A 24,626-nucleotide genomic window follows, 5' to 3' on the forward strand; every position below is an offset into this window, starting at 1 on the left:
TCACTAAAGCCGATCGCCTACTACTGACGCAAGGGGGCAGGTTTTTGTTTAAGAGTGGAACAGTCTCGGCTACATCATCCGACGCAGGTTTTAGGGGCTTCCTAACTCACGTCGGTTGTCACAACCTCTATCACTTCGGTAATCTCCAAGACTCACTAAGTTTCATCGCCCCAAGCAAGTTAACCTTGCCGAAATTCTCGCAGTTCACTCCCCCCCAGCGGCGCAACCCTTTGCGTGGGGGATGTTTCCCTTTCACCGAATGCTTGAGAGGGGGGCGGCTCAGTTGTCGACGCTGACTGGCTCTCGGTGGTGCTCTTATCCTCCGCGGGCTCGGCGTCTCTGCGTGAGAATTCTTGTGGTCGCTCTTATTCCACATCGCTAGCCATCGCCTTCGGCTGCGGGCTAAACGATTTTTCGGATCTCACCAGTTTTCGCTGGGAATTGGCCACCTGTGGTGTTCTAATGGACAGGTGGTCGTTGGCTGTCGGCTTTCAGCTATCGGCTGTTGGCTTTTTTAGTGATTGGAGGTGAATCAGATGTGATGCTTGTCTTAATGTCTGACTTTTAGCGACGCGCAGGCGAAGGGTTGCTGGCGTGGGCGTTCGCTGCTGCGCGTGTGTCAAAGCGGTAGGCCTTAGGCTGTAAACGGTAGGCTAGATCTTTCAGTCGCTGGAAGCTCCTTCAAGATGACATTTCTACATCCAACTCCCAACATCCAACTCCCAACTCAAAATAGTTTCCCATGGGTGAGAATCTATTTTGGGCACTTTCCGCGGAGGTGTTGATGCAACTCACTACTGACAAACGACTTGCGATTGATTCCCATTGCGAAAATAGATTCCCACTCGATGCGTTTTGGGAAATGGGAATCTATTCCGTTGCCAAAACCACTGGTTTTATAGCGTGGGCGGAGATTCAATTTTCCCATCGGTGGGTAAATTGGGAATCTATTTGCCCAGCGTTGGGAATCTATTTCGTCCCCCAGCCTTGGTCGAGAATTTCGGTTGCTGCAAGCTGTTTCTGTGCCATGGTCAGCCGAGTTGTCAGGCAGCTTGCCGCGGTGTTAGTCTCAGTGATATCAATCAACTTTCAACGGGAGACCCTCGCGATGAAGTTGCTGCGAGCGATCTGTTGTTGCGGATATCACACGCGGATGGTTCGCTCGGGCCGCCATCATCGGCTTTTCTGGTTTCCTCTCTTCTCTGCCAGCCAATCGGTGCTGTGCGACGTATCGATGGTTGTACCTGACGAATCAGACTCGCTTGAAGACGAATACACCGCTGATCTGGAGCGACGTTGCACGAATTTGGAAGAGGTGCGGTTCAACCCACCCGTCGGTACCGCGCTGCATTGTCCCGATTGTCATTATGATTCGCTGCTACTCCAGCAAGTAGAAGTCACGGCCATTTGCAAGCGAGACTGTCGACACGAATACGCTTGGGGCGACTCCGAAGATTCCGGTTGCCCGCTATGCGGCGACCGGCCTCATGCGTTTCGCATCGATCCGGTTCACCCCCACACAGCAGCGCAGCGATCGAAGTGTTACTGTCGCTGTAGCACGACCACCGAAACCAGTTCGCCGCTCGATGGTTACTGCCCCAAATGTGGAGCGCTGCCGAAGAGCTACCAAGTGGGTAGCCGTCGGTACTGCGGAGTGCACCACGAGAAGTTACTGCCTTACCAGATGCCTACCAACCACCTATTTATTCAGCATACTCCTCCAGCGGAAGTGCACCAGTTTCCGCTAGCTAAGTTCTGGGGCGAGGCTCCCCATCACTCGGGCATCGACGATTGGTACTGCTTGACCTGCGAATCACGCTATCAGCAGTGGCGAAAGGAGCAAGAGCACGCCGACAGCCAACCATCGCGTTAAGCCCGCTTTTTCGCACGACTCTTAGGCTTCGCGTTCTTTTTGGGTTCTTTGTGCGAACGTCGTTGCGGCGAAGCGGCTTCCATCAACTTCGGCGCGGCGACTTCGTGATCAACAACCGGTAACCCCAGGAGTTCCATTTGACTACGACGTGGCGGGTCACTTGGTTTGCGTACCACACGGGAGTAAGTACCATCGGCATTCAGCACGCGAGCGCGTTGGTTGTCGGCCAAGTAGACGGGCAAGATCCCCTCGACAATCTTTTGCCGGATCAATGGATCTTGAATCGGGAACATCACCTCTACTCGACGCTCGAAGTTGCGCGGCATCCAGTCGGCACTCGAGGCAAACACCTTCTGCCGGGATCCTTCGCCAAACACCAAAATACGGGTATGTTCGAGAAAACGATCCACAATGCTGCGAACGCGAATATTCTCGGAAATGCCAGGAAGGCCAGGTCGCAAACAGCAAATGCCGCGAATCACCAGATCGATCTCGACTCCTGCCTGACTCGCTCGATACAACGCATGCACGGTTTCGCGATCGACCAACGAATTAAGCTTGGCAAGGATGCGTGCCGACTTGCCTTGGCGAGCACGGTCTGTTTGCTCGTTGATCAAGTCAAGCGTCTTCTGATGCAAGTACTGCGGGCTGACCACCAGCTCTTTCCAAGAATACTCCTGCGAGTATCCGGTGAGGAAATTGAACAGGGCGTTCGCGTCGTCGGCGATGTCTTTGTCGGAGGTGAACAGACCGACGTCGGTGTAGAGCTTCGCGGTGGTTGGATTATAGTTGCCAGTGCCAAGGTGCACGTAGCGGCGGACTTTATTGCCTTCTTGCCGCACGACCATGGCCAACTTGCTGTGCGTCTTCATCTTCATGAAGCCAAACACGACGTGCACGCCGGCACGTTCCATTTGCCGAGCCCACGAAATGTTGTTGGCCTCGTCGAAGCGGGCTTGCAACTCTACCAGGGCGGTTACTTGCTTGCCGTTTTCGGCTGCTTCCATCAGCGCTTGGACGATCGGGCTGTCGCCGCTGGTGCGGTAAAGGGTCTGCTTGATGGCAAGCACATTCGGATCGTGAGCTGCTTGCTGCACGAATCGCACGACCGGGCGGAACGAATCGAACGGGTGGTGCAACAGAATGTCATGTTCGGCAATTCGTGCAAACAGGTCGCTGTCGGCCGCAAGTCGCTCCGGAACGCGTGGCGTGAATGGTGGATCCTGCAGGTCTTCGTGCCCTGCTTGCTTGGCAAGTTCAAACAATCCCGTCATGTCGAGCATGCCATCGATGGAATACACTTCGTCGTATCCGCGCGAAGTACCGGGATCTCCGTGATGGATCGCTTCTTCGCCAATGATCCGATCTCGCAACGAGCGATGCAGCGTGTTCGAGATTTCGAGCCGTACCGCCTCGCTTCGTTGTCGAGCACGCAGTCGGGCTTCGATCGCGCGGAGCATGTCGTCGCCTTCTTGCTCGAGCAGTTCGACATCCATGTCGCGAGTGATACGGAAGGTGCCATAGTTTTCGATGTCGTACCCACCGAACAATTGCGACAGCCGATCGCCTACCAAATCTTCAAGCAAGACAAATTCGGTTGTGCCATCGGGTTCGACTGGAATGAACCTCGGCATCACCGAAGGCAACTGCACGACGGCAAACATGGTTTCGGGTCCCATGCCCGAGCGTCGCTTCAGATTTGCCGCCAAATAGAGCCCGCGATTATGGAACCGCGGCGAGGGGTGACTCGGGTCGATGGCCATTGGAGTGACCACCGGGAACACCCGCTGCGTGAAGAACTTATCAAGATTCCGTTGTTGCGACGCACTAAGTTCGTCCTTGTCGAGAATGCGAATCTGATGCTTCTCGAGCTGCGGCCGAATAGAATTGTTCCAGCAGTCGTACTGCTGACTGACCAGCTCGCGTGTGCGTTGCGAGATGCGATGCAGCTGCTCAATGGGCGAAAGCCCATCCGGCACTTTGTCCTGTGGAGTCATGCCGCCGAAGATTTGTTCGCGAAGCCCGGCCACGCGAACCATGAAGAACTCATCGAGATTCGAAGTGAAGATGGCCAGGAACTTGGCCCGTTCGAGCAGCGGATTACTTTCGTCCTGCGCTTCTTCCAGCACGCGCGCATTAAACTCCAACCAACTCAACTCGCGGTTGATCATATGTTCCGGAAGAAAGACAGTATCGCTCATCGAAGCTCCCCAAGATCTCTAGTCACCTCCGCTCAGGTGGATGTATTTCCCCCCGTAATTCTACAGTACAACGGGGAACAGGCCGGAAAAACCGGACGTTTCCTACTTCGCAACCGAATCGAATACCCGCACCTTCGCCCAAGTTGGCTTGTTTTTCTCGATGAATTCTAGGTGCCGGGGAGCTGTTTGGTAAGCGTCATGAGCCGCACGATTGTCAAAAACCACCAGCAGCGCGACGTCGAAATCGTGGTCGTTCACCGGCCGATCGAACCCTTCGCCTTGCGTGCCAGCTGCAAAGAAAAGTACGCCATCGTGCCCGGTGAGATAGTGATTGCAATCGGCAATCAGTGCATCAACGTTCGCTTGGCTGTTGTCAGCCAGGCTAAAGTAAACAGAGTGGACAACTGGCAAATGAGAGGTATCAGACATAGCTTCAGTAGTGGTTCGGATGGGATTCGTGAGATTGCTTCATTAAGTTGAAGGCCGGCGCGAAGAGGTGCCGCCTCCCGGAGCAATCGAGATACTTCGTTGATCGCGATCTCGCGAAGCGACAGGGCCTAGAATCTCACCGATCTCGGCTTCGTTCAATTCTTCGCGTTCCAGCAACGCTTCGGACAGGGCGACGAGTTCGCTGTGGTATTCCATCAGGCAACGCCGGGCGCGGTCGGCTGCGGAGTGCAAAACCTTGGCTACTTCTTCGTCGATCACCTGGGCGGTGTGCTCGCTGTAATGACGATGCTCCTGAACAATTTCGCGCCCGAGGAAGGGATTGTCGCCGCTTTGTTGGAATGCAACGGGGCCCAAACGCTCGCTCATGCCCCAGAGGGTTACCATGCGACGCGCCAGCTCGGTGGCTCGCTTCAAATCGCTTTCAGCGCCGGTGCTGTACTCGTCGAACACGATCTTCTCGGCAGTCCGCCCGCCGAGGGCCATCGCCAAGGTGGCCAGCATGTCCGACTCGCCCATGTTGTGACGATCGGCTTCAGGCACCAGTTGAGTAACGCCAGCTGCGCGCCCACGCGGGATGATCGTGACTTTGTGAACGCGATCGTTCCCCGCGACTTTCCAGGCAACGATCGTATGACCCGCTTCGTGATAAGCAGTCAGCTTGCGTTCGTGTTCCGTCATCACGTCGTCTCGCTTGGGGCCCATCAGCACCTTATCGCGGGCGTATTCGAAGTCTTCCATGTTGATGAATTGCTTATCGTGACGCGTCGCCCACAGCGCGGCTTCGTTCGATAGATTGCGAATATCGGCCCCGGTCAGGCCCACGGTCGCCCGGGCGAGCCGGTCAAAGTCCACGTCGTCGGCAAGTGGCATCTCGCGAGTGTGCACCTCGAACAGTTCCTTGCGGGCTTCGAGCGAAGGGCGATCGACCGTGATGTGGCGATCGAACCGTCCGGGACGCAGCAACGCAGGATCCAGCACATCGGGGCGGTTGGTCGCGGCCATCACGATGATGCTCGTGGTCGGTGTGAAACCGTCCATCTCGCTGAGGATTTGATTGAGGGTTTGCTCTCGTTCGTCGTGCCCGCCACCTAAGCCGGCACCTCGCTGGCGGCCCACCGCGTCGATTTCGTCGATAAACAAAATGGCAGGTGAAGCCGCTTTGGCTGTCTTAAACAAGTCGCGTACTCGGCTCGCACCCACACCGACGAATAGCTGGATGAACTCCGAGCCACTGATCGAGAAGAAGGGCACGCCTGCTTCGCCGGCTACGGCTTTGGCCAGCAGCGTTTTCCCCGTACCGGGAGGGCCCATCAGCAGCACGCCTTTCGGCACACGGGCGCCGAGTTTCTGGAAATCTTCGGGGCGTTTAAGGAAATCGACCACTTCCTGCAAGTCGCTCTTCACTCCTTCGAGTCCAGCAACATCGTTAAACGTTACCGGGATGCTCTCACTGGCTTCATAACGACGAGCCGGGCTGCGAGTGACACCGCCGATCATGCCGCCGCCCATCATTTGATCGCGGGTACGACGCATGAAGTACCACATGCCGATCATGAAACCGATGAGCAGCATCACCCAAACCGCGTACAGGATGGAACTCAGATCGGTCGGTAAGCTCGATTCGAGCTTCACGTTGTGTGCCAGCCAGAACTCGGTCAGCGAGTTTTCGACCCAAGGGCTCATCAGTGTGACGACGAACTCTTTATTGATTCGCTCTTCGCCATCGGTGGCCGACTTGCCGTCGCCCGTATCGCTTTGGTCGCTCGACTCTGTAGAAGTAGATTCGGAATCGGCCGTCGATGCTTCGTCGGCAGTTTCGGCTTCACTTTCGGCAGCCGATTCGTCACTCGCGGATGACTCGGGGTTTTCGTCGGACGGCTGCGAGGCGGAGTCGGTCGAATCGCTTTCTGTCGACTCCGGTGTCGTCGACGGTTCGGCTTCAGGTTTCGTCTCTTCCGCGGTTTCCGCTTCTTGGGCTTCCTTCAAGCGAGCCGCTTCGAGCTCCGACTTCGTCGGAGGGACGATGAATTCTCCATACGCCTGCTGTCCCTCGACAGTCAGCACGCGAACGTTGTTCTTGGCGACTTGTTCGTGGAAGAAGGAGTAAGGAATCTCTTCCCGATTCTCGCCCATTGCCGAGCTAAAGAGCAGCAGCACGCCGAGCACCAGCACAAAGAACAGCCATGTAGGGGGGGCACCTTTCCGCACGGGTGGTTTACCTGCGGAAGGTTTCTTGGCGTCGGACGACGGAGGGGTGGCGGGGGAGGGATTGGTGGGCTTTTCCGACATTCGCTCGGCGGGGTCAAACCAAAGGGGTGCATTGGCGCAAAAACAGGCGACCCAGGCAAAAAATCGCCAGGGCCGCCATATTGTAGGGCATAACTAACGCTGAAATACAGGCGAGGGTAGGCAATCGGCAGCGAAACTGCCGGTTATTGATCGATTTCCTTGGTCGAAATCAACCGTCCCTCGTTATATTCCTGCTCAAACATACGACCGTCATCGGTCCAGAGCCGGGAAATCCCGTGCTGAATTCCCTTTTGGAACGACACTTCGGCTCGTTTCTCGCCTTCTTCGGTCCACTCGACGACGGTGCCATCCTTCTTGCCGTCCACAAAGGGAATCTGGCGGCGTTTTTGGCCATCGGCATACCACAACTGCCAAACTCCGCTCGGCTCGCCGGAATCGTAGGTACTTTCGACCAGCGGTTGCTTACCGGTATCGTCGTACAGCAGCCATTTGCCATCGCGCTTGCCTTCCTTGAAGATGCGCTCGGCCTTCAGCGTGCCATCGGCTCGGTAAACATCCACTTTGCCATCGGGCTGGCCAGCTTTGTAGGTCACCACTTTGGCGGTGGTTCCATCGGGATGGTAGTAAGTCCACTCTCCATCGGGGGCACCCGAAGTGTACTGGCCCTTGGTAAACAGCTGGCCATTCTCGTAGTATTCCAAGAATTCGCCGTCGTTCTTCAGACTGTCGTCCGAGAACTTCACCACGGTACGGGTGACGCGAGGCTTTGCTTTGGTTTCGGGATCGTAGTAGTCGGTGACGGTCTGTGTTTCCACGCGTGTTGCCGCGGGAGGAGCATCGGGCTCCGGCAGGTAGACCGGGGGGCCGGTGTAGGGTTCGATCTCCATGCTCTCTTGCTGCGGAACCAGCTCGGGAGTGTCGTCCTCTACCGTAGTGGAATCGGCCGGCTCTTGGGCCTGGGCGACGTGACTGGCAGTGCCCACCCACAGGGCGATACCGAAACATGCGGTCGGCGCAAGCCAGGCCGCAGTAGACTTGGAAAAGCTCATAGCAGTTTGAAACCGTTACAGAATAGGCTGGCGTTGCAAAACGTTCGGATTGCGGCCCTTACGAGGACCCAAAGTATTCAATATGCCATACGCAGCTCGGGCCGTCCACGTTCGCGCGGCTTGGCATTCTTTTTTGTTTCGGGCACCGCGCACGATTATGACAATCGTGTGCGAAGCACGCCTACTTGGGGCTCCAGCCGGGCGGAATGATCGTGTTTTTAGGCACAACCAGCACCCCGTCCCGAACGCAGCAATTCAAGCTGAGGTCAAGATCTTCTTTACTTTCGCAGCTTACTCGGGCACCGGCACCGATACGGCAGTTCTTGTCGACAATCGCTCTTTCGACCACGGCACCTTCGCCGATGCCGAGCCAGGTGCCACACTCCGATGCGTTCTTGGCGACCTGTTCGGGAGTCTCAAAAAAGTCGGCACCCATCACAATCGAGTCGCGAATGGTCACGTTCGAGCCAATCTGGCAGCGGAGACCGATAATGCTGTTCTCGATCTTCGCCCCAGGGTGAATCGTGCAACCATCGGCAATCAAGCTGCCTTTGATCTCGGCCCCATCGGCACGAGTCGGCGGCAAGAATCGCGGCCGACTGTAAATCGGAGCGTCGGCGTCGCCGAGGTCGAACGGGGCATCCGGCTTGCAGAGGGCCAGATTCGAGTCGTAGAACGAACCAATCGTACCGATGTCTTCCCAGTATCCGTCGAAGGGATGCAACTGCACATGGCGGTTAGCAATCGCCTCGGGAAGCAGTTCCTTGCCGAAGTCGGAATGGGTCGAGTTATTGAGCGTTTCGGTCAGCACGTCGGCCGAGAACAGGTAGATACCCATGCTGGCCATGCACTCGCGGCCGTCTGCAGTAACCCCGAGCGAGTCGACCCAAGCGGGGTCCATGGCAACTTCGTCGAGCTGTTCGTTCGTGGTCGGCTTTTCCACAAACCCAATCACGCGGCCCGACTCGTCGACCTTCATGATGCCCAGGCCTTTGGCCTCGTGACGATGCACCGGCTTGGCGGCGATGGTGATCGCGGCACCGCTCTCCTCGTGCGTCTTGAGCATGGCGCTGAAGTCCATCCGGTACAGCTGATCGCCGGAGAGAATCAGTACATGATCAGTATGATGGTCGGTAAAATAACGCAGGTTCTTGCGAACCGCGTCGGCGGTACCCTGGTACCAACTGGTATCGTCGTCGGTGGCCAGCGTTTGCTGAGCGGCCAGAATTTCGACCAGCCCGCCGCTGAAGGCGTCGAATCGGTACGTACCACGAATGTGGCTGTGCAGGCTGACCGACAGGAACTGCGTAAGCACGTAGCAGCGATTAATACCACTGTTAATGCAGTTCGAAATCGGAATATCGATCAATCGATACTTACCGGCCAACGGAACTGCTGGTTTCGAGCGATGCGTGGTGAGTGGCTGCAGACGCGTGCCGCGACCACCCCCGAGTATAACTGCCGAGATGCTTCTCATGGTTGTTTCCTAGTAATTCTAGAGTCGCATGTTTTTGAGCGAAAAGCTGTAGCGACTGTCTTGAAAATCAAGTCTCCCGGGGGTCATTCCAGGTGGAATTTGTTTTAATCATGGCATTGAGTATCAGTAGTAGTTTTCGCATGCAGGCGGTAAGGGCGATCATTTTGGCTTTGCCTCGTTGCAGCAGCTGCTGGTAGTGCTCGCGAATGACTCGGTTATGCTTGGTCGCGACGAGAGTGGGCATGTAGAGCATCTTGCGTACGACCGCTCGGCCGCCGCCAATCATCCGCTTGCCTCGCAAGGTTCCGCTATCACGGTTAATCGGTGCCAGGCCTGCAAGACGTGACGCTTCGCCACGATTAAGCGATCCCAACTCTGGCAAGTGAGCGATCAAGGCTGCGGCCGTCGTTGCCCCCACGCCAGGCACCGAGGTCAGCAGTGCCGAGCGTTCTCGAAACTGATCGTCGGCTTGTAATAGCTGTTGGATCTGTTGATCGAGCTGTTCAAGCTGTCGTTGGTAGAAGTCAATGGCTTCTTCAATCGACTGGCGCACCAAGTCATCGTGCTGTGTACCCAACCGGTTTTTCTCCCGCGTCAGAGCATCGCTCACTTGCTGCCGACGTGTCCGGAGGGAACCGAGTTTCCGCTCGTTTTCCGAGGGTTTTTTGGTCTTCTTGGGCTGCATCAGTACCGCATAACGAGCGATCACTAGCGCGTCGAGACGATCGGTCTTGGCAAGCTGGCCTTGAGCACGGGCGAAATCGCGAATCTGACGTGGGTTGGCGATACTCACCACGATCCCTTGCTCACGAAGGAAGTCGGCTAACATTCGTTCGTAGCCTCCTGTCGCTTCGAGGCAGGCATGGGTTACCTGATGCTGAGCGAGAAACTGCTGAAGTTGCTGGCATCCCTCTTGGTCGGCAGGGAAGTGATGCACCTGGGTTTGCCCGGCAACGACCACGTCCCAATGACGCTTGGCAACATCAACCCCAATCCAAGTACTTTGCAAACTGTTTTCCATCGGTTACCCTTCCTTGCTTATACGAGCTTGTTGATGAGACAGCTCCGGCGACTGTTCGGGCTACTTCGACAGGCGGCCGACCGGCGATCCAGCTACAATTTCGGTCTCGTGAGGACCCAGGAGGGCACGATCTACCGGCGGCCGCCGTCTTCTGCTACGTTCGCTGCGCTCACTCCGCAGAAGACGGCTCGGTTATTGATACCAACCTTTCTGCAAGATACAAGGAGGGCTCTCCGAGCCCGATACGTTTCGCCAATTCAAACCCCTTGGGGGTGACTGGAATTCCCCCCCGTTTCAGGCCACCATTCTCGATCCAAGGTGGTTTTTCGATCTGGACTAGCTGAACTGAATGGCCAGTGCTCTGCGTATTTTACCAAACCGGCTCTCACCGGATTGTGCTCAATATAGACACACCGTTCGTGCAATTCTTCCGGCGAACGACAGTTTCGGTCATAAAAGCCTTGCTGCCAGAATTGCCCGGATTTGCCAACAAGCTGATTGATCTTCCGAGCTGTAAACTTGTTAGTGTCTTCAATGACTCGCGACAATGTTTCGCCAGGCATTAACATACAGGCCAGATGATAGTGATCTGGCATCACACAAAAAGCAAACAACTTGATTCGATCGGTTGATCGCAGGTGATTCCAGCTATCGATCAGTATTTCTGCAACCTCGGGTCTACCCAAAACCTCAATGCGATGGTGAACCACTTTGGTCACAAGGTATGCCGCGAAATCAACCGAGACACGACCTCTGCGGAGGTTGGCACTACGTCCTTTGGTTGATTCGTTGCTCATAGGTTTATCGGTCTAAACTCTGGCTATCGGGCTCGGAGAGCCCTCCTACAATTTATTGCAGCTAGCCTTTGACCACAAAATTGACGAGTTTGCCCGGCACGACGATCAGCTTTACCAGCTCCTTACCGTCGATGAGTTCCGCCACTTTCGCGTCGGCGCGGGCGGCCGACTCGGTTGCTTCTTTATCGGCATCCGGGGCGACCTGAACCTTGGTCTTCACTTTGCCATTTACCTGCACAGGAATCTCAATCGATTCGTCTTTAGCAAGCGAGGCATCAAATTGCGGCCAAGGCTCATAGGCCAGTGTATCGTCGTGACCCAACACCTGCCATAACTCCTCGGCAATATGCGGGGCAAATGGCGACAACAAAAGCACGAATGGTTCGACGCATGTCCGCGGTACCTGCTTCTCCTTCGTGAAGAAGTTCACGAACTCCATCATGCGGGCAATCGCGGTATTAAACGACAGATTGGCAATGTCGTCGGTCACCGCCTGGATGGTTTTGTGCAGCGTGCGAAGTTGGGCTTCATTGGCCGGCTCGTCGGTAATGCTCGGAGCCAGTCCCAGCTCGTCCGCCCGCTCGTCGACGACCAGTCGCCAGGCCCGACCCAGGAAGTTATACACGCCCGAGACACCTTGCATGCTCCACGGCTTGGTAGCTTCCAAGGGCCCCATGAACATTTCATATAACCGCAGCGAGTCGGCCCCATATTCCTGGACCACGTCGTCCGGATTGATCACGTTGCCCCGGCTCTTCGACATCTTCTCGTTGTTCTCACCGAGGATCATTCCCTGATTCACCAGCTTCTGGAATGGCTCGGGTGCGCTGACCACTCCGCGGTCGTAGAGCACCTTGTGCCAGAACCGGGCGTACAGCAGGTGCAGCACCGCGTGCTCGGCACCGCCGACGTACAGGTCGACCGGCATCCACGCCTTTTCGATCTCGGGATCGATTGGGGCCTCGGTGTTCTCGGGATCGAGGTACCGCAGGTAGTACCAGCAGCTCCCCGCCCACTGCGGCATGGTGTTGGTCTCGCGTTTGTACTTCACGCCATCAATCACTGGGTACAGCCACTCGTTGGGGGCTTTGTCCAATGGAGGCTCGGGCCGACCGTGCGGCTTGAAGTCGTCGAGGTGGGGCAGGTCAACTGGCAGGTCCTCTTCTGGCACCGCCATGATGTGGCCAGTCTTGTTCCCCTCGTCGTCCAGCTCGTGGAGGATGGGGAATGGCTCGCCCCAGAACCGCTGGCGACTGAACAGCCAGTCGCGGAGCTTGTAGTTCACCGCCTGGCGACCGAGCCCCTGCTCGTCGAGCCAAGCAGTGATCTTTGCCTTGAACTCTTCGGTCTTCAGTCCGTTGTAGTCGCTCGAGTTGATGGCCATGCCCGGATCGGTGTAAACCATCTCGCCAGCCAGGATCTTCGCCGCGTCTTCGGCCGACACGTGATCGCCCGGCTGGATAACTGCCTTGATCGGAATGTTAAACTGCTGGGCGAACTCAAAGTCGCGTTCATCGTGCGCGGGCACCGCCATGATGGCACCGGTGCCGTAGCTGATGAGCACGTAGTCGGCCACCCAGATGGGCACCGGCTCGCCATTCACTGGGTTGATGGCATAACTGCCGGTAAAGACGCCGGTTTTTTCCTTGGCCAGCTCGGTGCGGTCGAGGTCGCTCTTCATCGCGGCCGCTTCGCAGTACTTATTTACCGCTTTGGCGTTGTCGGCCGTGGTCAGGCGATCGACGTAGGGATGCTCCGGCGCGATCACCATGTAGGTCGCACCGTACAGCGTGTCGGGCCGTGTGGTGTAGATGCGGAGCACCTCGTCGGTTGGCTTTTCGGGATAGCCGGTTTCGCTGCGGGTTTTGGTCCACGATTTGTACTCCGCACTGACAGAACTAGTGGCACCCGATGACTCGCCGGTACCGACGTAGAAGTCGACCTCGGCACCGGTGCTCTTGCCGATCCAGTTACGTTGCAGGGCTTTGATGCCTTCGGACCAGTCGAGCAGTTCCAGGTCTTTTTCCAACCGTTCGGCGTAGGCGGTGATGCGGAGCATCCATTGCCGCAGCGGCATGCGGACCACCGGGTGGTCGCCCCGCTCGCTCTTGCCATCGATTACTTCCTCGTTGGCCAGCACCGTGCCGAGCGCCGGGCACCAGTTCACCGGGGCCGAGCTTTGAAAGGCCAGCCGCTGCTCGTCGACCCACGTGCGGGCGAAGTCCTCGCCCATCTCCATCACGTGCTCCGGCACCTCGAGTTCGCCAATTGAGCGGCCCCGCTGCTGCTCCTTGTCGAACCAGGTATCGTACAGTTTCAGGAAGATCCACTGAGTCCAACGGAAGTACTCGACGTCGGTGGTCGCGATTTCGCGGTCCCAGTCGTAGCTAAAGCCCAGCATCTTGAGCTGTCGGCGGAAGGTCGCAATGTTCTGCTCGGTCTGCACGCGGGGATGCTCGCCGGTTTTGATAGCATGCTCTTCCGCGGGCAACCCGAACGAGTCGAACCCCATCGGGTGCATCACTGCCTTGCCCTGCATGCGGGCGGCCCGACAGGTGATATCCGTGGCCGTATAGCCCTCGGGGTGTCCGACGTGCAACCCGTTTCCGCTGGGATAGGGGAACATGTCGAGGGCGTAGAGCTTGGCCTGCCCTTCCGCGGGTTTGGCCGGTGCGGCAAACGTCTTGTTCTCGTCCCAGAAGGCTTGCCACTTGGGCTCAATGGTCGCGGGGTTATACCGGGGCATGTGCGTGGAAGATATAAGGTGGGGAATAGTATCGTCGAACAGTCATGGACAAACCGTTGATTCTACCGGTTCGCCACGTGAGCGCAAACCGCCGTGGGCGTTGACGTTCCGGCAAATGGCAAACTACCATGACAGGTCGTTTTCGAACCAAGGTAGGCAGGGAGAACTTCGGATAATTCAGTACTCTCAACCCTGCCCCCCCATGTTCACCCAGGGCTAGATAGCGGTCCTCAATCAGCGGGAACCCATCGTGGAAAAAACCAAAGTTGGCATCATCGGACTAGGCACGGTCGGCGCAGGGGTCGCTCGGTTGTTACTGGACCATGGCGATCGTACCGCTCGGCACGCAGGGCGGGTGCTATGGCTCGAGAAAGCCGTGGTCCGCGACCTGAAGAAGGCCCGCGATTGCGAGCTGCCATCCGGAATCCTGACCGACAATGTGGACGATGTCATCAACAATCCCGACATCGAAGTGGTCGCCCAGCTGATCGGCGGTATCGAGCCCGCCCGCACCATCATGCTCAAGCTGCTCAAGGCGGGCAAAGACGTGGTGACCGCCAACAAGGCACTATTGGCCGAACATGGAGCCGAGATCTTCGATGCCGCTCGCGAACTTGGCCGCAGTGTCGCGTTCGAGGCCTCGGTAGCCGGCGGTATCCCGATTATCGCCAACATCGGTCAATGCCTGAGCGCTAACCAGGTGACTTCGCTGCATGGCATCCTCAACGGCACCAGCAACTTCATCCTTTCGAAGATGCAGGATGGCGATGACTACAACACCGCCGTGGCCGAAGCCCAACGCCTGGGCTACGCGGAAGCCGATCCCACGATGGACGTCGACGGCACCGACGCCGCGCAGAAGCTGTCGATCCTCGCCCACCTGGCCTTCGGTGCCCGAGCCCAATGGAAGGACATTCCGCGGACCGGCATCGACAAGCTGCAAGTAGCCGACGTGGAATACGCCAGCGAGATGGGCTACAAGATCAAGCTGCTCGCCGTGGCCGACTTGGTCGACGATGGACTCGAACTGCACGTCTCGCCCACGTTGCTCAAGGCTGGCAGCCCCATGGCCGAAGTGAACGGGCCGTTCAACGCGGTCCGCGTGGATGCCGATGCGGTCGGGCGGTTGATGTTCTACGGGCCGGGTGCCGGACAGATGCCGACCGCTAGCGCCGTGGTGGCCGATATGATCGACACGGCCGTCGGTCGCACGAAGCTTACCTTCCAGACACTCGAACTCTGGTCGAACCGCCCTGCCCGCGTATCGCCTGCCGACTACGCCGGCGCTCGCGGCCGCTTCTACCTGCGGGTGAATGTCGACGATCACCCCGGCGTCCTGGCCCAAATCACCAAGGCCCTCGGCGAGAGCGGCATCTCAATCGCCTCAGTACTGCAGCACGAGTCGACCTCGCCCGGCGAACCAGTCGCCCTGGTGATCATGACCCACGAAACCACCGAAGCCGCCGCCGCGAAAGCCTGCCAAACCATCGCCTCGCTCGAAAGCGTAAGAACCGCCCCCGTACGGATGTGGCTGCGGGATTGAGTTCGGTTGGGTGGGTGAACCACTAAGGCACAAAGATCACAAAGGGGGGAAACGTGGTTAGGCTCGGCAAACTACCCGACGATGTCGAACTGGTGGCTAAACAAGTTGTGCAAGCAGCGTTTAATGTTCACTGCGAGCTAGGTCCCGGACTACTGGAATCGGTGTACGAGAAGTGCATGACGATCGAGCTAACTAGAATGGGTCTTAGTTTAAAGCGGCAGTTGAATCTACCGATAAAATTTCGAGGCACTACTATTGATGGTGGATTACGAATTGACTTACTAGTAAGCGACTGTGTAATCGTTGAGCTTAAGTCGGTCGATCAACTAGCTCCGATTCACGAAGCACAACTGTTAACCTATTTGAAGCTTGCAAACGTTCGACTTGGATTCCTTATCAACTTCAACGTCTCCTTAATAAAAGATGGCATCAAACGCATGATTCACTAGGGCTCTTCTCTTTGTGTCCTTTGAGTCTTTGTGGTTCTAAAGAAATCCCACATGAAATACATCATCATCATTCCCGACGGGGCAGCCGATGAGGCTCAGGCTTCGCTCGGTGGTAAGACGCCTCTCGAAGCAGCCAACACGCCGAACATGGACGCTCTCGCAACAGCCGGCGTGGTCGCTCGGGCGTGCCATACTCCTCGCGAGTTGCCAGCCGGCTCGGAGATCGGCAACCTTAGCCTGCTTGGTTACAACCCGTTCGAGCACTTCACCGGCCGCGCACCGATGGAAGCAGCTGCTCAGGGCATCGAGCTGGCCCCCAACGACTGGGCGATCCGCTGCAACGTGGTCACGGTCGAGGATCTCGGCCACGGCCCGGTAATGGTCGACTTCACGGCCGATCACGTTTCGACCGAAGAGTCGACCGCGTTGTTGAAATCGCTGCAGGCCGAAGTGGCCAGCAATCCCAAGTTCCAAGGTGCCCTCGAGTTCGTGCCAGGTGTGAGCTACCGCAACCTGCTCATCTGGCGAGGCGACAAACTCGCGGCTCCTTTCAACTACGACACTCGCACCGAGGCCCCACACGACTGGACCGACCTCACCATCGCCGAGGCCTACCCTCGTGGGCCAGGTAGCGACCTGCTGGTCGAGTTGATGGAAGCTTCGACTCGCGTGTTCGCCGGACATCCGGTGAACAAGGATCGCCAGGCGGCCGGTCGTCGCTTGGTAACCAACGTTTGGCTCTGGGGACAAGGCGGGGCTCCGAGCCTGACGCCGTTTACCGAAAAGTTCGGTCCCCGTGGGGCGATGATCACCGCGGTCGATCTACTACGGGGCATCGCGGCCCTGGTGGGTTGGGATCGCATCGAAGTCCCTGGGGCGACTGGTTATCTCGATACCGACTACGCCGCCAAGGGGCGTTACGCCATCAACGCACTCTCGAAGTACGACATCGTTTGCGTGCATGTCGAGGCTCCCGACGAAGCCTCGCACGAAGGCCGCGCCGACGAAAAGGTGAAAGCCATCGAGGCCATCGATCACGACATCGTCGGCCCGCTGCACCAGGCGCTCGACGCCCAAGGCGACTGGCGCGTGATGATCAGCCCCGATCACCCCACGTTCCTCAGCACCAAGAAGCACACGCACGGCAACGTCCCCGTCGCCATGGCCGGCACCGGCATCACCGCCGACACCGCCACGGAGTACGGCGACACCGCCGCGGCCAACTCCGACCTGGCGTTCGACGAAGGCTGGGACGCCATGCGGTGGTTTATTGGGTAAGCATCTCAACACATGTTCATTAGAACACGTGCAGTGGCCAATTGCGACAACAAACAGGGCAAATGGCTGGCCTTTTTTGCTAAACCGGCAAGGCCAGCACTAGTTGGCAATCGTCGCTCGTAACACAGGTCGATTGTCGGCACAAAAACTCGTACCATTCGGTGCCACCCTCGCTGGCGCGTCCGTAGGCGTTGCACACCTGGTGGAGCGTCACGCCGCGTAACTTTTTCTGCAGTCGTGTTCGTAACACCTTTGCTTCGTGGGGGTTCAGCGTCGCGACTGCGTGGTACCCAGCCAAACGATTGGTGGGCACCGCTAGCGGTAACCGAATGTCGCACTCCGCAGCCAGATAGTCGAGCAGCAACTCGACCTCAGCTCGCGTGATATCAACAAGCTGATCAACGCAACACGCGGGATCCACCATGGCATCCTCCGCCATGTCATTCTGCTTTGTCGCGATGGAATAAAGACCAGCTTTCATACAGCACCAGGGTGAAAAGTACTTTCTAGGGACGCAATCCGTTGGTTCCTTCTCGCCGGGAGCGCTACACCAGCGCTTCTTCGCACTCGTGTTGCACCGCAGCGCGGGTTTGGCGGACCAGGCGGATCAGGTCGCGGCGGCTGACAATGCCGACCAGCTCGCCACCTTCGGTCACTGGGTACCGGCGGATCGGTCGGGCTTGGAACTTCTCGGCCAGTTCGTACACGCAACTACGGGCTTCGACCACGTCGGGATCGCGGGTCATGAAGTGATACACTTTCGACCGCTCGGTATCGGGGTCGCTGAACACACCGATGATGTCGAACTCGGTGACCACGCCGAGCAACTGCCCGCACGAAGCCACGACCGGTAGGCCGCTCACCCGATGTCGCAGCATCAGGTCGATGGCCTCCTCCACGGGAGCATCAGGGTCGACAGTTACCACGTGCTTGGTCATCACATCGCGTACGGTAAACATAGTCATCCTTTCCGAGTCGAGTTGCGTAGTCGATCCACTAAAACATAGCACTCCCGCAACCCCAGCAAGCGATGCCGAGCTACCCCGGCGGAACTCGGTTGTAGCGGTTGCGTCGATGAGTCCTGCGTGCGGGGAATCCCCATGCCCGACCCGCGATTTGCTCGCGATCGCCGGCCGAGAAACCGCGCGACGAATTCCCTTGCTTTCCACGAGAGATCCCGCGAGTCTCGCCCGCCCAGCGAATCCCCACCTGACAGGTTGGTGTTCTCGGCGAAAGGTTCGCTGCACGACGTTCTGGTGGGGATAGCGCGGCAACTTTTCGTGAATAAATCGCCAGCGGATTGCCCAGCTTGCCACGGGTGATTCGCTGGGACGCTGCGAGCAGCGATCGCTCCAAGCATCACTCGTCCATGAAGTCGACAGCAAAACCAGCTGACCGGGATGGGGGAAACCACCCAGCCGACAGCTTCCCAGCCGGGCCGGCGGGGGAGAATAGATTCCCATTTGCCCCAAAAACGATCGGATGGGTAAATTCTTACGACGATCCCCCGCTGCGCAAGTGGTGTACTGATAAGCACTTGCAACCATAGCGATCGACGGAAGTGGAATTTCAATTTACCCATGTGGGAATCTATTTTGGGTAAGTGGGAATCTATTCGACGCTCTCCTCCCCCCCGGGCTTGGGGTAAACACCCCCGAGCGTTCGGAGCGAGGCAAAAACCAACAGCGCATGCGCGACCCTCCCGGCACACGCCCCGCGCGCACCGGCAGCGCCTACGAGGCCACCACGACCACGCATTTACGCATGTTCATTAGAACAGGTACGGTGGCCAATTGCGAGAAGAAAATGGAGAAGAAAGGAGAAGCGAAATCGTCCAAGCTACAGACAAAAAACGCTTGAAGTATCAGCAGGTAGTCTGCAATCAACTGATCAACTATTGCTACTCATGCCTACTCTTTTAGTCGCATTCCAAATATTCCACCATCATCAGTGGCATCCGTAATTGCCACATCATTTTGATACGAAAAAGGATCGAAACCAGTACTAAATTCTGCTGCGGCCAACTGATCGGAGTTGATACAAACAATGTACTGAAACTTCTTCAATTTGGCTTGCTCGGCACCAATCTCGATTGCCTTTGCTACTTGCCTACTATCCATGCCATCAAAAAGGTGGCTGTCATGGATAAGAAAGCCAGGACCACCAGACTGTTGCCTTGACCAGAGTACAGCGAGTGTCATGTCAAAGCAGAAAATCTGCATGTTCCGAATACCCTTGCTCTCCTTCCCTTCCACATTGACCGAGAACTCAGGCCCATTGTCTTTTGGCTCTACTACAAGACTACCTTCATGATCAGAAATTCGCTTGGAAAACTCTTCGAAAATTATAATGGACTCTCCCAAGAGATCTGCTTTTTCATCTAAATGTGCTATAAGGTCTTTCTTGATCTGAGCTCTTTCAATAGTCAATTCCGTAGAAGTTGAATCTAACTGCTTAGCGAGAGCTACTTTCTTCTTGAGCTCTTCAACTGAAGCCCTTTGCCTAGAAAGCTCTTCCTGCAATTTTGAAAATTGGTCGAGCGCACCGTGGCTATTAAGTGTGTGCATGATCTCTTTTCGTCGAGTATCACACTCAGCCATCTTGGCATTACGCTTATCAATTTCGGATATAGCATCATCAATCTCACCCTGCAAATGAATACGCCGGTTCCGAATCACAGCAGAGTGAAACTCACGCACATCATCAAGTCGCTTACGCACAAGACCAGGTAAGACTACACCAACTTCTTTATAGAGCTCTTCGATCACAGACTCTTCTGGCGGTGTCTCTCCTTCAAGTTGCATACTAAGCGATTCAATTCGCTCCATATCCAGAGTATTTTCACTGGTCAACTCTGAGATCATAACAGCTAAGCTCGAAGCCTCTTTTTCTAGCTCGTGGTACTCTGGAAGAACTTGATACTCAGAAAGTTCTTCACTGAGCTTTTTGGCTTCTCGCTCAGCGACTGTCAGCTTCGTTCGAAGTTCCCCGACATTGCCAATTAAGGCTCCAAGCGCACCGCTCTTTGCTTCTTTCCTCAGTGCCGCCAATGATTTTTCATTCAGCCGTACCTGCTGCAGCTTGTGGGGTATCTGCCAATCCAACCCAAACAGATAGGCAAGATTTACTTGCACATTCCAATTCTGTTGCTGAGTAGAATTCTTTTGTGCTTCCTGAAATCCACCGCTTGAATCACGTCGCACAAAATAAGAGATCATCGATCTAAAAGTAGGTCCATAAGGCTCTATATCATCTGAAACAGAAAACATCATTTTGCCAAGAACATTCCTCCAGTCGTTTTCACTGATCCTATGATCACCTGTAGGAATATCAATCTTTGGCTTAACTGGCCAGTTGGAAAAATCGCCATCGACGACAAGCTGCCCCTTACTTCCTCCACAGCGAGAAACAGTGGTTTTCTGCCCCCCCAAATCGAAGGTCATCGAGAACTGCTTGTCTTCAAGTGATGTCGAACGAAAGATCGAATCAGCTTCGCAACGTGAACCGAGCAAGAAGTCGATAATACGAATGAGACTGGACTTGCCAGATCCGTTCCTAGTCTGCCGAGTTGTTGCTCCTTGACTCTTCTCAGCAACAATCAGATTCAAACCAGAACGCAACCTGACAGGCTTAAAAGTCGCAAGTGAGCTACTTATTGCATGAATCACTCGATACCTCACGTCGACAAAGTCTGTGCCCACGCAGTTCCACTGCATCTAATGTGTATAACATCGCGATAGCAAGTGTGAACCAATCAAATGACAATCGTCGATTACTGTGGAGACTCAATTCTTGAATCTCCAGCCAAAGTACAGAGATAGACTTTGGTTGCTCAATTAACTTGATGATTTCAGCTCCAATCGCAATCAAAGATCGATCACTCTGAAGGTGCTTGGTTGGAAGAATCATGATTCGGGCACGTTCTCAAAAATGTCACAACTCTCGAAGAAGTGTGAGATTACTGCTGTAACACCAGCCTGCTGAGAAGGTACTGTGAAGTGGTTGCCACCAGCAAAGTCCCATAAAGTCTCAAATGTTTCATCGGGCGATATAGAAGACTCACGACAAGCAGCATATTTCTTTCGAAATCCTTCGGCAATCTCCTCGCCAATCGTTGGGTCAGTCATTCCATCGAAGTACTGTGCAACTTTCCGAAGCTTTGAACGGCCTCCTCTCAGTATGTGCTGATTGTACTCATTTAATTGGTTGTATTCCAATTTTTTGGAATCTGGAATTGTGATGTCTCCAAGTGGCAGAGGATCTGCTTTAACTGCAGCTAGATGCTGCACAACATCCCGGATGGCAGGCATTTCTAGCCTGGCCATTTCCTGTGAATTTGGAACCTCACCAAGCAAGTCATTCAACTGGTCTTCAGAAAGCCGAGACTCCATCAACCTCCAAAGACTTTCAAAAGTCCACACTTCACAGGAAATGTCCGGATTACTTTGCCTCAGCCCAAGGAGAGTAACCCCAATTTCTTTGGTCAGTCCTTCGTCATTGTGGACAAAGACAAACTTCTCCATTTGAACATCGTGGGAGGTAACTGTCTCGAGAGCTTTGTTGAAGTCTGATTCAATCTTATCCCTCAAGGTTGAATTAGTAGTACTTCGAGGTGCATAGACTGCAACCACAGCGTTTTGACTAAGGATGATCCCATCGAGTCCACCATCGCCCTGCGTTAGGCGAATGACCAAGTAGTCACCCACAAATCCAAATTCAAATATTCTGCCAACCCATGCTTGAAACTCTTGGCGTTTCAGTTCCAAATAACTGTTTTTCGCATGAAGGCGAAACATACTACGCTGAAAACGATCCATCGGCAAACGCCAGATTATGAGAATAGCTTACCTACGGTGTACAAACACACAAATTCAAGAGTGCAGTTCATCATTGTAGTGGACAAGTCGCTCCAGAGTAAACGTAAGAGTTCCCCATTTAAACGACGACAATTCACCTAATAGTAAATTGGTATCGGTTTTGCGGCCATTTGCCCTCATAGATTCGAGATGCAAAGCTAGAAGTTCTCCCTGAGAGGAAGATAACTCCTCACGAGCCACAATACAATCATGTTCTGAGAGACAACAGCAGTATCCTGCCACGCAGGTCTTCTATCCAAACTGGTGTCTTCGAGAAAACTGCTATATTGCTCAACACTGATAAGTCAGAAATGTGGGAAGCCATAACATTCGCTCCCACCTTAACTCCGGTCCGGACGGTACCCCTTGCCCGGCGCGCGGCGGGATTGTTTGCGTTTCCCTTTTTTCTTCTTGCCATCGGCTTTGTCGTTGCCGTGGACGTAGTCGCCGCGGAACCGGGCGTTCGCGTCTTTGCGGCGGGCTTTGAACGCTTCGGGCGGGGGATTCTCGGGGATCAGCGCGTCGCAGCCTCCGCCGATCAGGTCTTCGCGTCCTGCTTTCAACAGAGCCTTGCGAACCTCGAAGTAGTTCTCGGGCTTAAAGAACTGCATCAGCGCGCGTTGCATCTTGCGATCGTTCAGCTTGCTGGCGACATGCACCGGCTTCTTGGTAAACGGATCGATGCCGGTGTAGTACATGGCCGTGGCCACGTCGAACGGCGCAGGAATAAAGTCCTGCACCTGATCGGGCCGGTAGCCCGACCGCTTGAGAAAGATCGCCAGGTCGATCATCGCATGCAGGTCGCTACCGGGATGGCTGGCAATGAAGTACGGCACGATGTGCTGCTTCTTGCCCGCTTTCTTCGACTCCTCTTTGAACACCTCGGTGAACTTTTCGAAGTCGTCGTTGCTCGGCTTTCGCATCTTGTTGAGCACGTCGGGGTCGGTATGCTCGGGGGCGACCTTCAACAGGCCACCGACGTGATGCTGCACCAGGTCGCGCATGTACTCGGGCGAGAGCCGGGCGAGGTCCATGCGGATGCCGCTGGAGACCAGCACCTTTTTGATGCCGGGCGTTTCGCGAGCGTCTTTCATCAACTCGATCAGCGGGCCGTGGTCGGTGCCGAGCAGTTTGCAAACCGTGGGGTGCACGCACGATTGCCGGCGGCAGACCGCTTCGACTTCCGGCTTGGTGCACTTCATCTCGTACATATTGGCCGTGGGGCCACCGATGTCGCTCACGATGCCCTTGAAGTCGGGCGAGGCCGACATTTGCTCCAGCTCGCCGAGGATCGACTGCTTGCTGCGCGACTGGATGATGCGGCCCTGGTGGGTGGTGATGGAGCAGAACGTACAACCGCCGAAACAGCCACGCATGATGGTGACCGAGTCTTTGATCATGTCGAACGCGGGGATCGGCTCGCTGTAACTCGGGTGCGGCACCCGCGTGTAGGGCAGCCCATATAAGCGGTCCATCACTTCTTGCGAAACCGGTAGCGGCGGCGCGTTGGCCACCACCGCCTGACGGTCGTGCCATTGCACGAGCCGTTTGGCGTTGTAGGGGTTGGTTTCGTTGTGGATCATCTTGGTCGCTTCGGCGAAGGCGTACTTGTCGTCGCGAACCGCTTCGAAGCTGGGGATCTCGAGGGCGTCGTCGGGCGGGGTCTCGGACGCCCCCATCGCGTAGGCAACGCCGCGCATGTCGCGCAGGTCTTTCACGGTCTCGCCTTGTTCGAGCCGACGGGCGATTTCGACGATGGCGTCCTCGCCCATGCCGTAGACCAAGAGGTCGGCTTTGCAGTCGAGCAGGATCGAGCGGCGGACTTTCTCGCTCCAGTAGTCGTAGTGGGCGAGCCGCCGCAGCGAGGCCTCGACTCCCCCCGCGATCACCGGCACCCCTTTGAACGCCTCGCGGGCGCGCTGGCAGTAGGAGAGCGTCGCCCGGTCGGGCCGCAACCCAATCCGCCCGCCCGGCGAGTAAGCATCGCTGTTGCGGACCTTACGATTGGCGGTGTAGTGGTTGATCATCGAGTCCATATTGCCACCGCTGATGGCAAAGAACAGCCGCGGCCGGCCAAAGGTCTTCCAGGCTTCGCAGCTGTGCCAGTCGGGCTGGCTGACGATGCCGACGCGGTAGCCAGCGGCCTCGAGAACCCGCCCGAGCAAGGCCATCGCGAAGCTCGGATGGTCGACATAAGCGTCGCCGGAGACGAACACGATGTCGACTTCGTCCCACCCGCGGGCGCGCATTTCTTCGGCGTTCACAGGGAGCGGCGGGCTCGGCGCGACACCCTGATGCGAGACAATCGGCAGCGACGCCAGGGCATCGGCCGTCTGGCCAGGAGACGGGGGATTATTGATAATGGGGAGTTGCATGTCCCGATTATACACAGCCATGCGGCCATCAGACAGGCGTTCGCTGAGCGACTAGCGGTGGATAGCTACCTTGCAGGTTGGCGTTCGCGCTAGCATCGCTACGAACCAGGTGCGGCAAAGCCCGCCGAGGGCCGCCCCCTGCCCCCATACAAAGCGGCAACCAATCGCTATAATCGCACGCAAACCAGCTTTGGATCTGGCTCGGCCGCCATGGCGAGTCGGGCTGCCTTACGTCAGACATTCCCTTCGAACGACCTAAAC

At 56.2% G+C, this 24,626-nt stretch carries 19 protein-coding genes; 4 read left to right on the forward strand and 15 right to left on the reverse strand.

The window, feature by feature from the left end; genetic code table 11:
• Window positions 1-1,108: 1,108 nt before the first annotated feature.
• The gene (locus Pan181_RS19310; RefSeq protein WP_145249209.1) at window positions 1,109-1,873 is read left to right on the forward strand and encodes a hypothetical protein; all 765 of its coding nucleotides are present in this window, start codon (window positions 1,109-1,111) and stop codon (window positions 1,871-1,873) included.
• Here the strand turns inward: Pan181_RS19310 and ppk1 are convergent.
• The 8 genes from ppk1 to leuS form a co-directional block, all read right to left on the reverse strand.
• Window positions 1,870-4,074: a polyphosphate kinase 1 gene (gene ppk1 / locus Pan181_RS19315; protein ID WP_145249211.1), complete on the reverse strand. Its 2,205-nt coding sequence runs from the start codon at window positions 4,072-4,074 to the stop codon at window positions 1,870-1,872. The two genes, Pan181_RS19310 and ppk1, sit on opposite strands and share 4 nt — an antisense overlap.
• 102 nt (window positions 4,075-4,176) lie before the next feature.
• Window positions 4,177-4,503 (reverse strand): Dabb family protein, encoded by a 327-nt coding sequence (locus tag Pan181_RS19320; RefSeq protein WP_145249213.1) that lies wholly within the window; start codon window positions 4,501-4,503, stop codon window positions 4,177-4,179.
• A 42-nt stretch (window positions 4,504-4,545) separates the two neighbouring features.
• Window positions 4,546-6,813: an ATP-dependent zinc metalloprotease FtsH gene (gene ftsH, locus Pan181_RS19325; RefSeq protein WP_145249215.1), complete on the reverse strand. Its 2,268-nt coding sequence runs from the start codon at window positions 6,811-6,813 to the stop codon at window positions 4,546-4,548.
• A gap of 143 nt (window positions 6,814-6,956) precedes the next feature.
• Window positions 6,957-7,823 (reverse strand): toxin-antitoxin system YwqK family antitoxin, encoded by an 867-nt coding sequence (locus tag Pan181_RS19330; protein ID WP_145249216.1) that lies wholly within the window; start codon window positions 7,821-7,823, stop codon window positions 6,957-6,959.
• Between the two features lie 181 nt (window positions 7,824-8,004).
• Window positions 8,005-9,300 (reverse strand): glucose-1-phosphate adenylyltransferase, encoded by a 1,296-nt coding sequence (locus tag Pan181_RS19335; protein ID WP_145249218.1) that lies wholly within the window; start codon window positions 9,298-9,300, stop codon window positions 8,005-8,007.
• A 67-nt stretch (window positions 9,301-9,367) separates the two neighbouring features.
• Entirely contained in the window at window positions 9,368-10,321 is a 954-nt protein-coding gene (locus Pan181_RS19340; protein WP_145249220.1) for an IS110 family transposase, read from the reverse strand.
• Window positions 10,322-10,578: 257 nt separating this feature from the next.
• Entirely contained in the window at window positions 10,579-11,118 is a 540-nt protein-coding gene (locus Pan181_RS19345; RefSeq protein WP_145249222.1) for an REP-associated tyrosine transposase, read from the reverse strand.
• A gap of 61 nt (window positions 11,119-11,179) precedes the next feature.
• Window positions 11,180-13,864, reverse strand: a complete 2,685-nt coding sequence (leuS, locus tag Pan181_RS19350) for a leucine--tRNA ligase (RefSeq protein ID WP_145249224.1) — start codon at window positions 13,862-13,864, stop codon at window positions 11,180-11,182.
• 220 nt (window positions 13,865-14,084) lie between these two features.
• On the opposite strand from leuS, the gene Pan181_RS19355 reads away from it, so the two are divergent.
• The 3 genes from Pan181_RS19355 (at window position 14,085) to Pan181_RS19365 (ending at window position 17,134) form a co-directional block, all read left to right on the forward strand.
• A complete protein-coding gene (locus Pan181_RS19355; RefSeq protein ID WP_391484001.1) occupies window positions 14,085-15,407 on the forward strand; it encodes a homoserine dehydrogenase in 1,323 nt (440 codons plus the stop codon).
• A gap of 107 nt (window positions 15,408-15,514) precedes the next feature.
• Window positions 15,515-15,856 carry a GxxExxY protein gene (locus Pan181_RS19360; protein ID WP_231943879.1) on the forward strand — a complete coding sequence of 114 codons (342 nt, stop codon included), beginning with the start codon at window positions 15,515-15,517 and terminating at the stop codon, window positions 15,854-15,856.
• A 51-nt stretch (window positions 15,857-15,907) separates the two neighbouring features.
• Window positions 15,908-17,134, forward strand: coding sequence for a cofactor-independent phosphoglycerate mutase (locus tag Pan181_RS19365; protein WP_145249228.1), 1,227 nt, complete (start codon window positions 15,908-15,910; stop codon window positions 17,132-17,134).
• Between the two features lie 79 nt (window positions 17,135-17,213).
• Here the strand turns inward: Pan181_RS19365 and Pan181_RS19370 are convergent, their stop codons facing one another.
• From Pan181_RS19370 to Pan181_RS26255, 7 genes are all read right to left on the reverse strand, one after another.
• Window positions 17,214-17,615 (reverse strand): hypothetical protein, encoded by a 402-nt coding sequence (locus Pan181_RS19370; protein WP_145249230.1) that lies wholly within the window; start codon window positions 17,613-17,615, stop codon window positions 17,214-17,216.
• Window positions 17,616-17,679: 64 nt separating this feature from the next.
• A complete protein-coding gene (locus Pan181_RS26250) occupies window positions 17,680-18,093 on the reverse strand; it encodes a CBS domain-containing protein (RefSeq protein WP_197528522.1) in 414 nt (137 codons plus the stop codon).
• Window positions 18,094-19,044: 951 nt separating this feature from the next.
• Entirely contained in the window at window positions 19,045-20,577 is a 1,533-nt protein-coding gene (locus Pan181_RS19380; RefSeq protein WP_197528523.1) for an ABC-three component system protein, read from the reverse strand.
• Window positions 20,578-20,782: 205 nt separating this feature from the next.
• The gene (locus Pan181_RS27070) at window positions 20,783-21,043 is read right to left on the reverse strand and encodes an ABC-three component system middle component 6 (RefSeq protein WP_391483962.1); all 261 of its coding nucleotides are present in this window, start codon (window positions 21,041-21,043) and stop codon (window positions 20,783-20,785) included.
• Window positions 21,040-21,951 (reverse strand): ABC-three component system protein, encoded by a 912-nt coding sequence (locus tag Pan181_RS19385; protein ID WP_145249236.1) that lies wholly within the window; start codon window positions 21,949-21,951, stop codon window positions 21,040-21,042. Before Pan181_RS19385 ends, Pan181_RS27070 begins: the two co-directional genes overlap by 4 nt.
• A gap of 380 nt (window positions 21,952-22,331) precedes the next feature.
• Entirely contained in the window at window positions 22,332-24,365 is a 2,034-nt protein-coding gene (locus Pan181_RS19390; protein ID WP_145249238.1) for a YgiQ family radical SAM protein, read from the reverse strand.
• Window positions 24,366-24,393: 28 nt separating this feature from the next.
• Window positions 24,394-24,606, reverse strand: coding sequence for a hypothetical protein (locus Pan181_RS26255; RefSeq protein WP_197528524.1), 213 nt, complete (start codon window positions 24,604-24,606; stop codon window positions 24,394-24,396).
• Window positions 24,607-24,626: the final 20 nt, after the last annotated feature.

It is taken from the genome of Aeoliella mucimassa, assembly GCF_007748035.1.
Lineage (GTDB): Bacteria > Planctomycetota > Planctomycetia > Pirellulales > Lacipirellulaceae > Aeoliella > Aeoliella mucimassa.

Excerpts from the sequence above, each read along its gene's own strand:
- Pan181_RS19335 (WP_145249218.1), bottom strand. The coding sequence starts at position 9,300 with ATGAGAAGCATCTCGGCAGTTATACTCGGGGGTGGTCGCGGCACGCGT.
- ftsH (WP_145249215.1), bottom strand. The coding sequence starts at position 6,813 with ATGTCGGAAAAGCCCACCAATCCCTCCCCCGCCACCCCTCCGTCGTCC.
- Pan181_RS26250 (WP_197528522.1), bottom strand. The coding sequence starts at position 18,093 with ATGTTTACCGTACGCGATGTGATGACCAAGCACGTGGTAACTGTCGAC.
- Pan181_RS19320 (WP_145249213.1), bottom strand. The coding sequence starts at position 4,503 with ATGTCTGATACCTCTCATTTGCCAGTTGTCCACTCTGTTTACTTTAGC.
- Pan181_RS19385 (WP_145249236.1), bottom strand. The coding sequence starts at position 21,951 with ATGGATCGTTTTCAGCGTAGTATGTTTCGCCTTCATGCGAAAAACAGT.
- Pan181_RS19310 (WP_145249209.1), top strand. The coding sequence starts at position 1,109 with ATGAAGTTGCTGCGAGCGATCTGTTGTTGCGGATATCACACGCGGATG.
- ppk1 (WP_145249211.1), bottom strand. The coding sequence starts at position 4,074 with ATGAGCGATACTGTCTTTCTTCCGGAACATATGATCAACCGCGAGTTG.
- Pan181_RS19380 (WP_197528523.1), bottom strand. The coding sequence starts at position 20,577 with ATGACCTTCGATTTGGGGGGGCAGAAAACCACTGTTTCTCGCTGTGGA.
- leuS (WP_145249224.1), bottom strand. The coding sequence starts at position 13,864 with ATGCCCCGGTATAACCCCGCGACCATTGAGCCCAAGTGGCAAGCCTTC.
- Pan181_RS26255 (WP_197528524.1), bottom strand. The coding sequence starts at position 24,606 with ATGTCTGACGTAAGGCAGCCCGACTCGCCATGGCGGCCGAGCCAGATC.
- Pan181_RS19365 (WP_145249228.1), top strand. The coding sequence starts at position 15,908 with ATGAAATACATCATCATCATTCCCGACGGGGCAGCCGATGAGGCTCAG.
- Pan181_RS19330 (WP_145249216.1), bottom strand. The coding sequence starts at position 7,823 with ATGAGCTTTTCCAAGTCTACTGCGGCCTGGCTTGCGCCGACCGCATGT.
- Pan181_RS19390 (WP_145249238.1), bottom strand. The coding sequence starts at position 24,365 with ATGCAACTCCCCATTATCAATAATCCCCCGTCTCCTGGCCAGACGGCC.
- Pan181_RS19345 (WP_145249222.1), bottom strand. The coding sequence starts at position 11,118 with ATGAGCAACGAATCAACCAAAGGACGTAGTGCCAACCTCCGCAGAGGT.
- Pan181_RS19340 (WP_145249220.1), bottom strand. The coding sequence starts at position 10,321 with ATGGAAAACAGTTTGCAAAGTACTTGGATTGGGGTTGATGTTGCCAAG.
- Pan181_RS27070 (WP_391483962.1), bottom strand. The coding sequence starts at position 21,043 with ATGATTCTTCCAACCAAGCACCTTCAGAGTGATCGATCTTTGATTGCG.
- Pan181_RS19370 (WP_145249230.1), bottom strand. The coding sequence starts at position 17,615 with ATGAAAGCTGGTCTTTATTCCATCGCGACAAAGCAGAATGACATGGCG.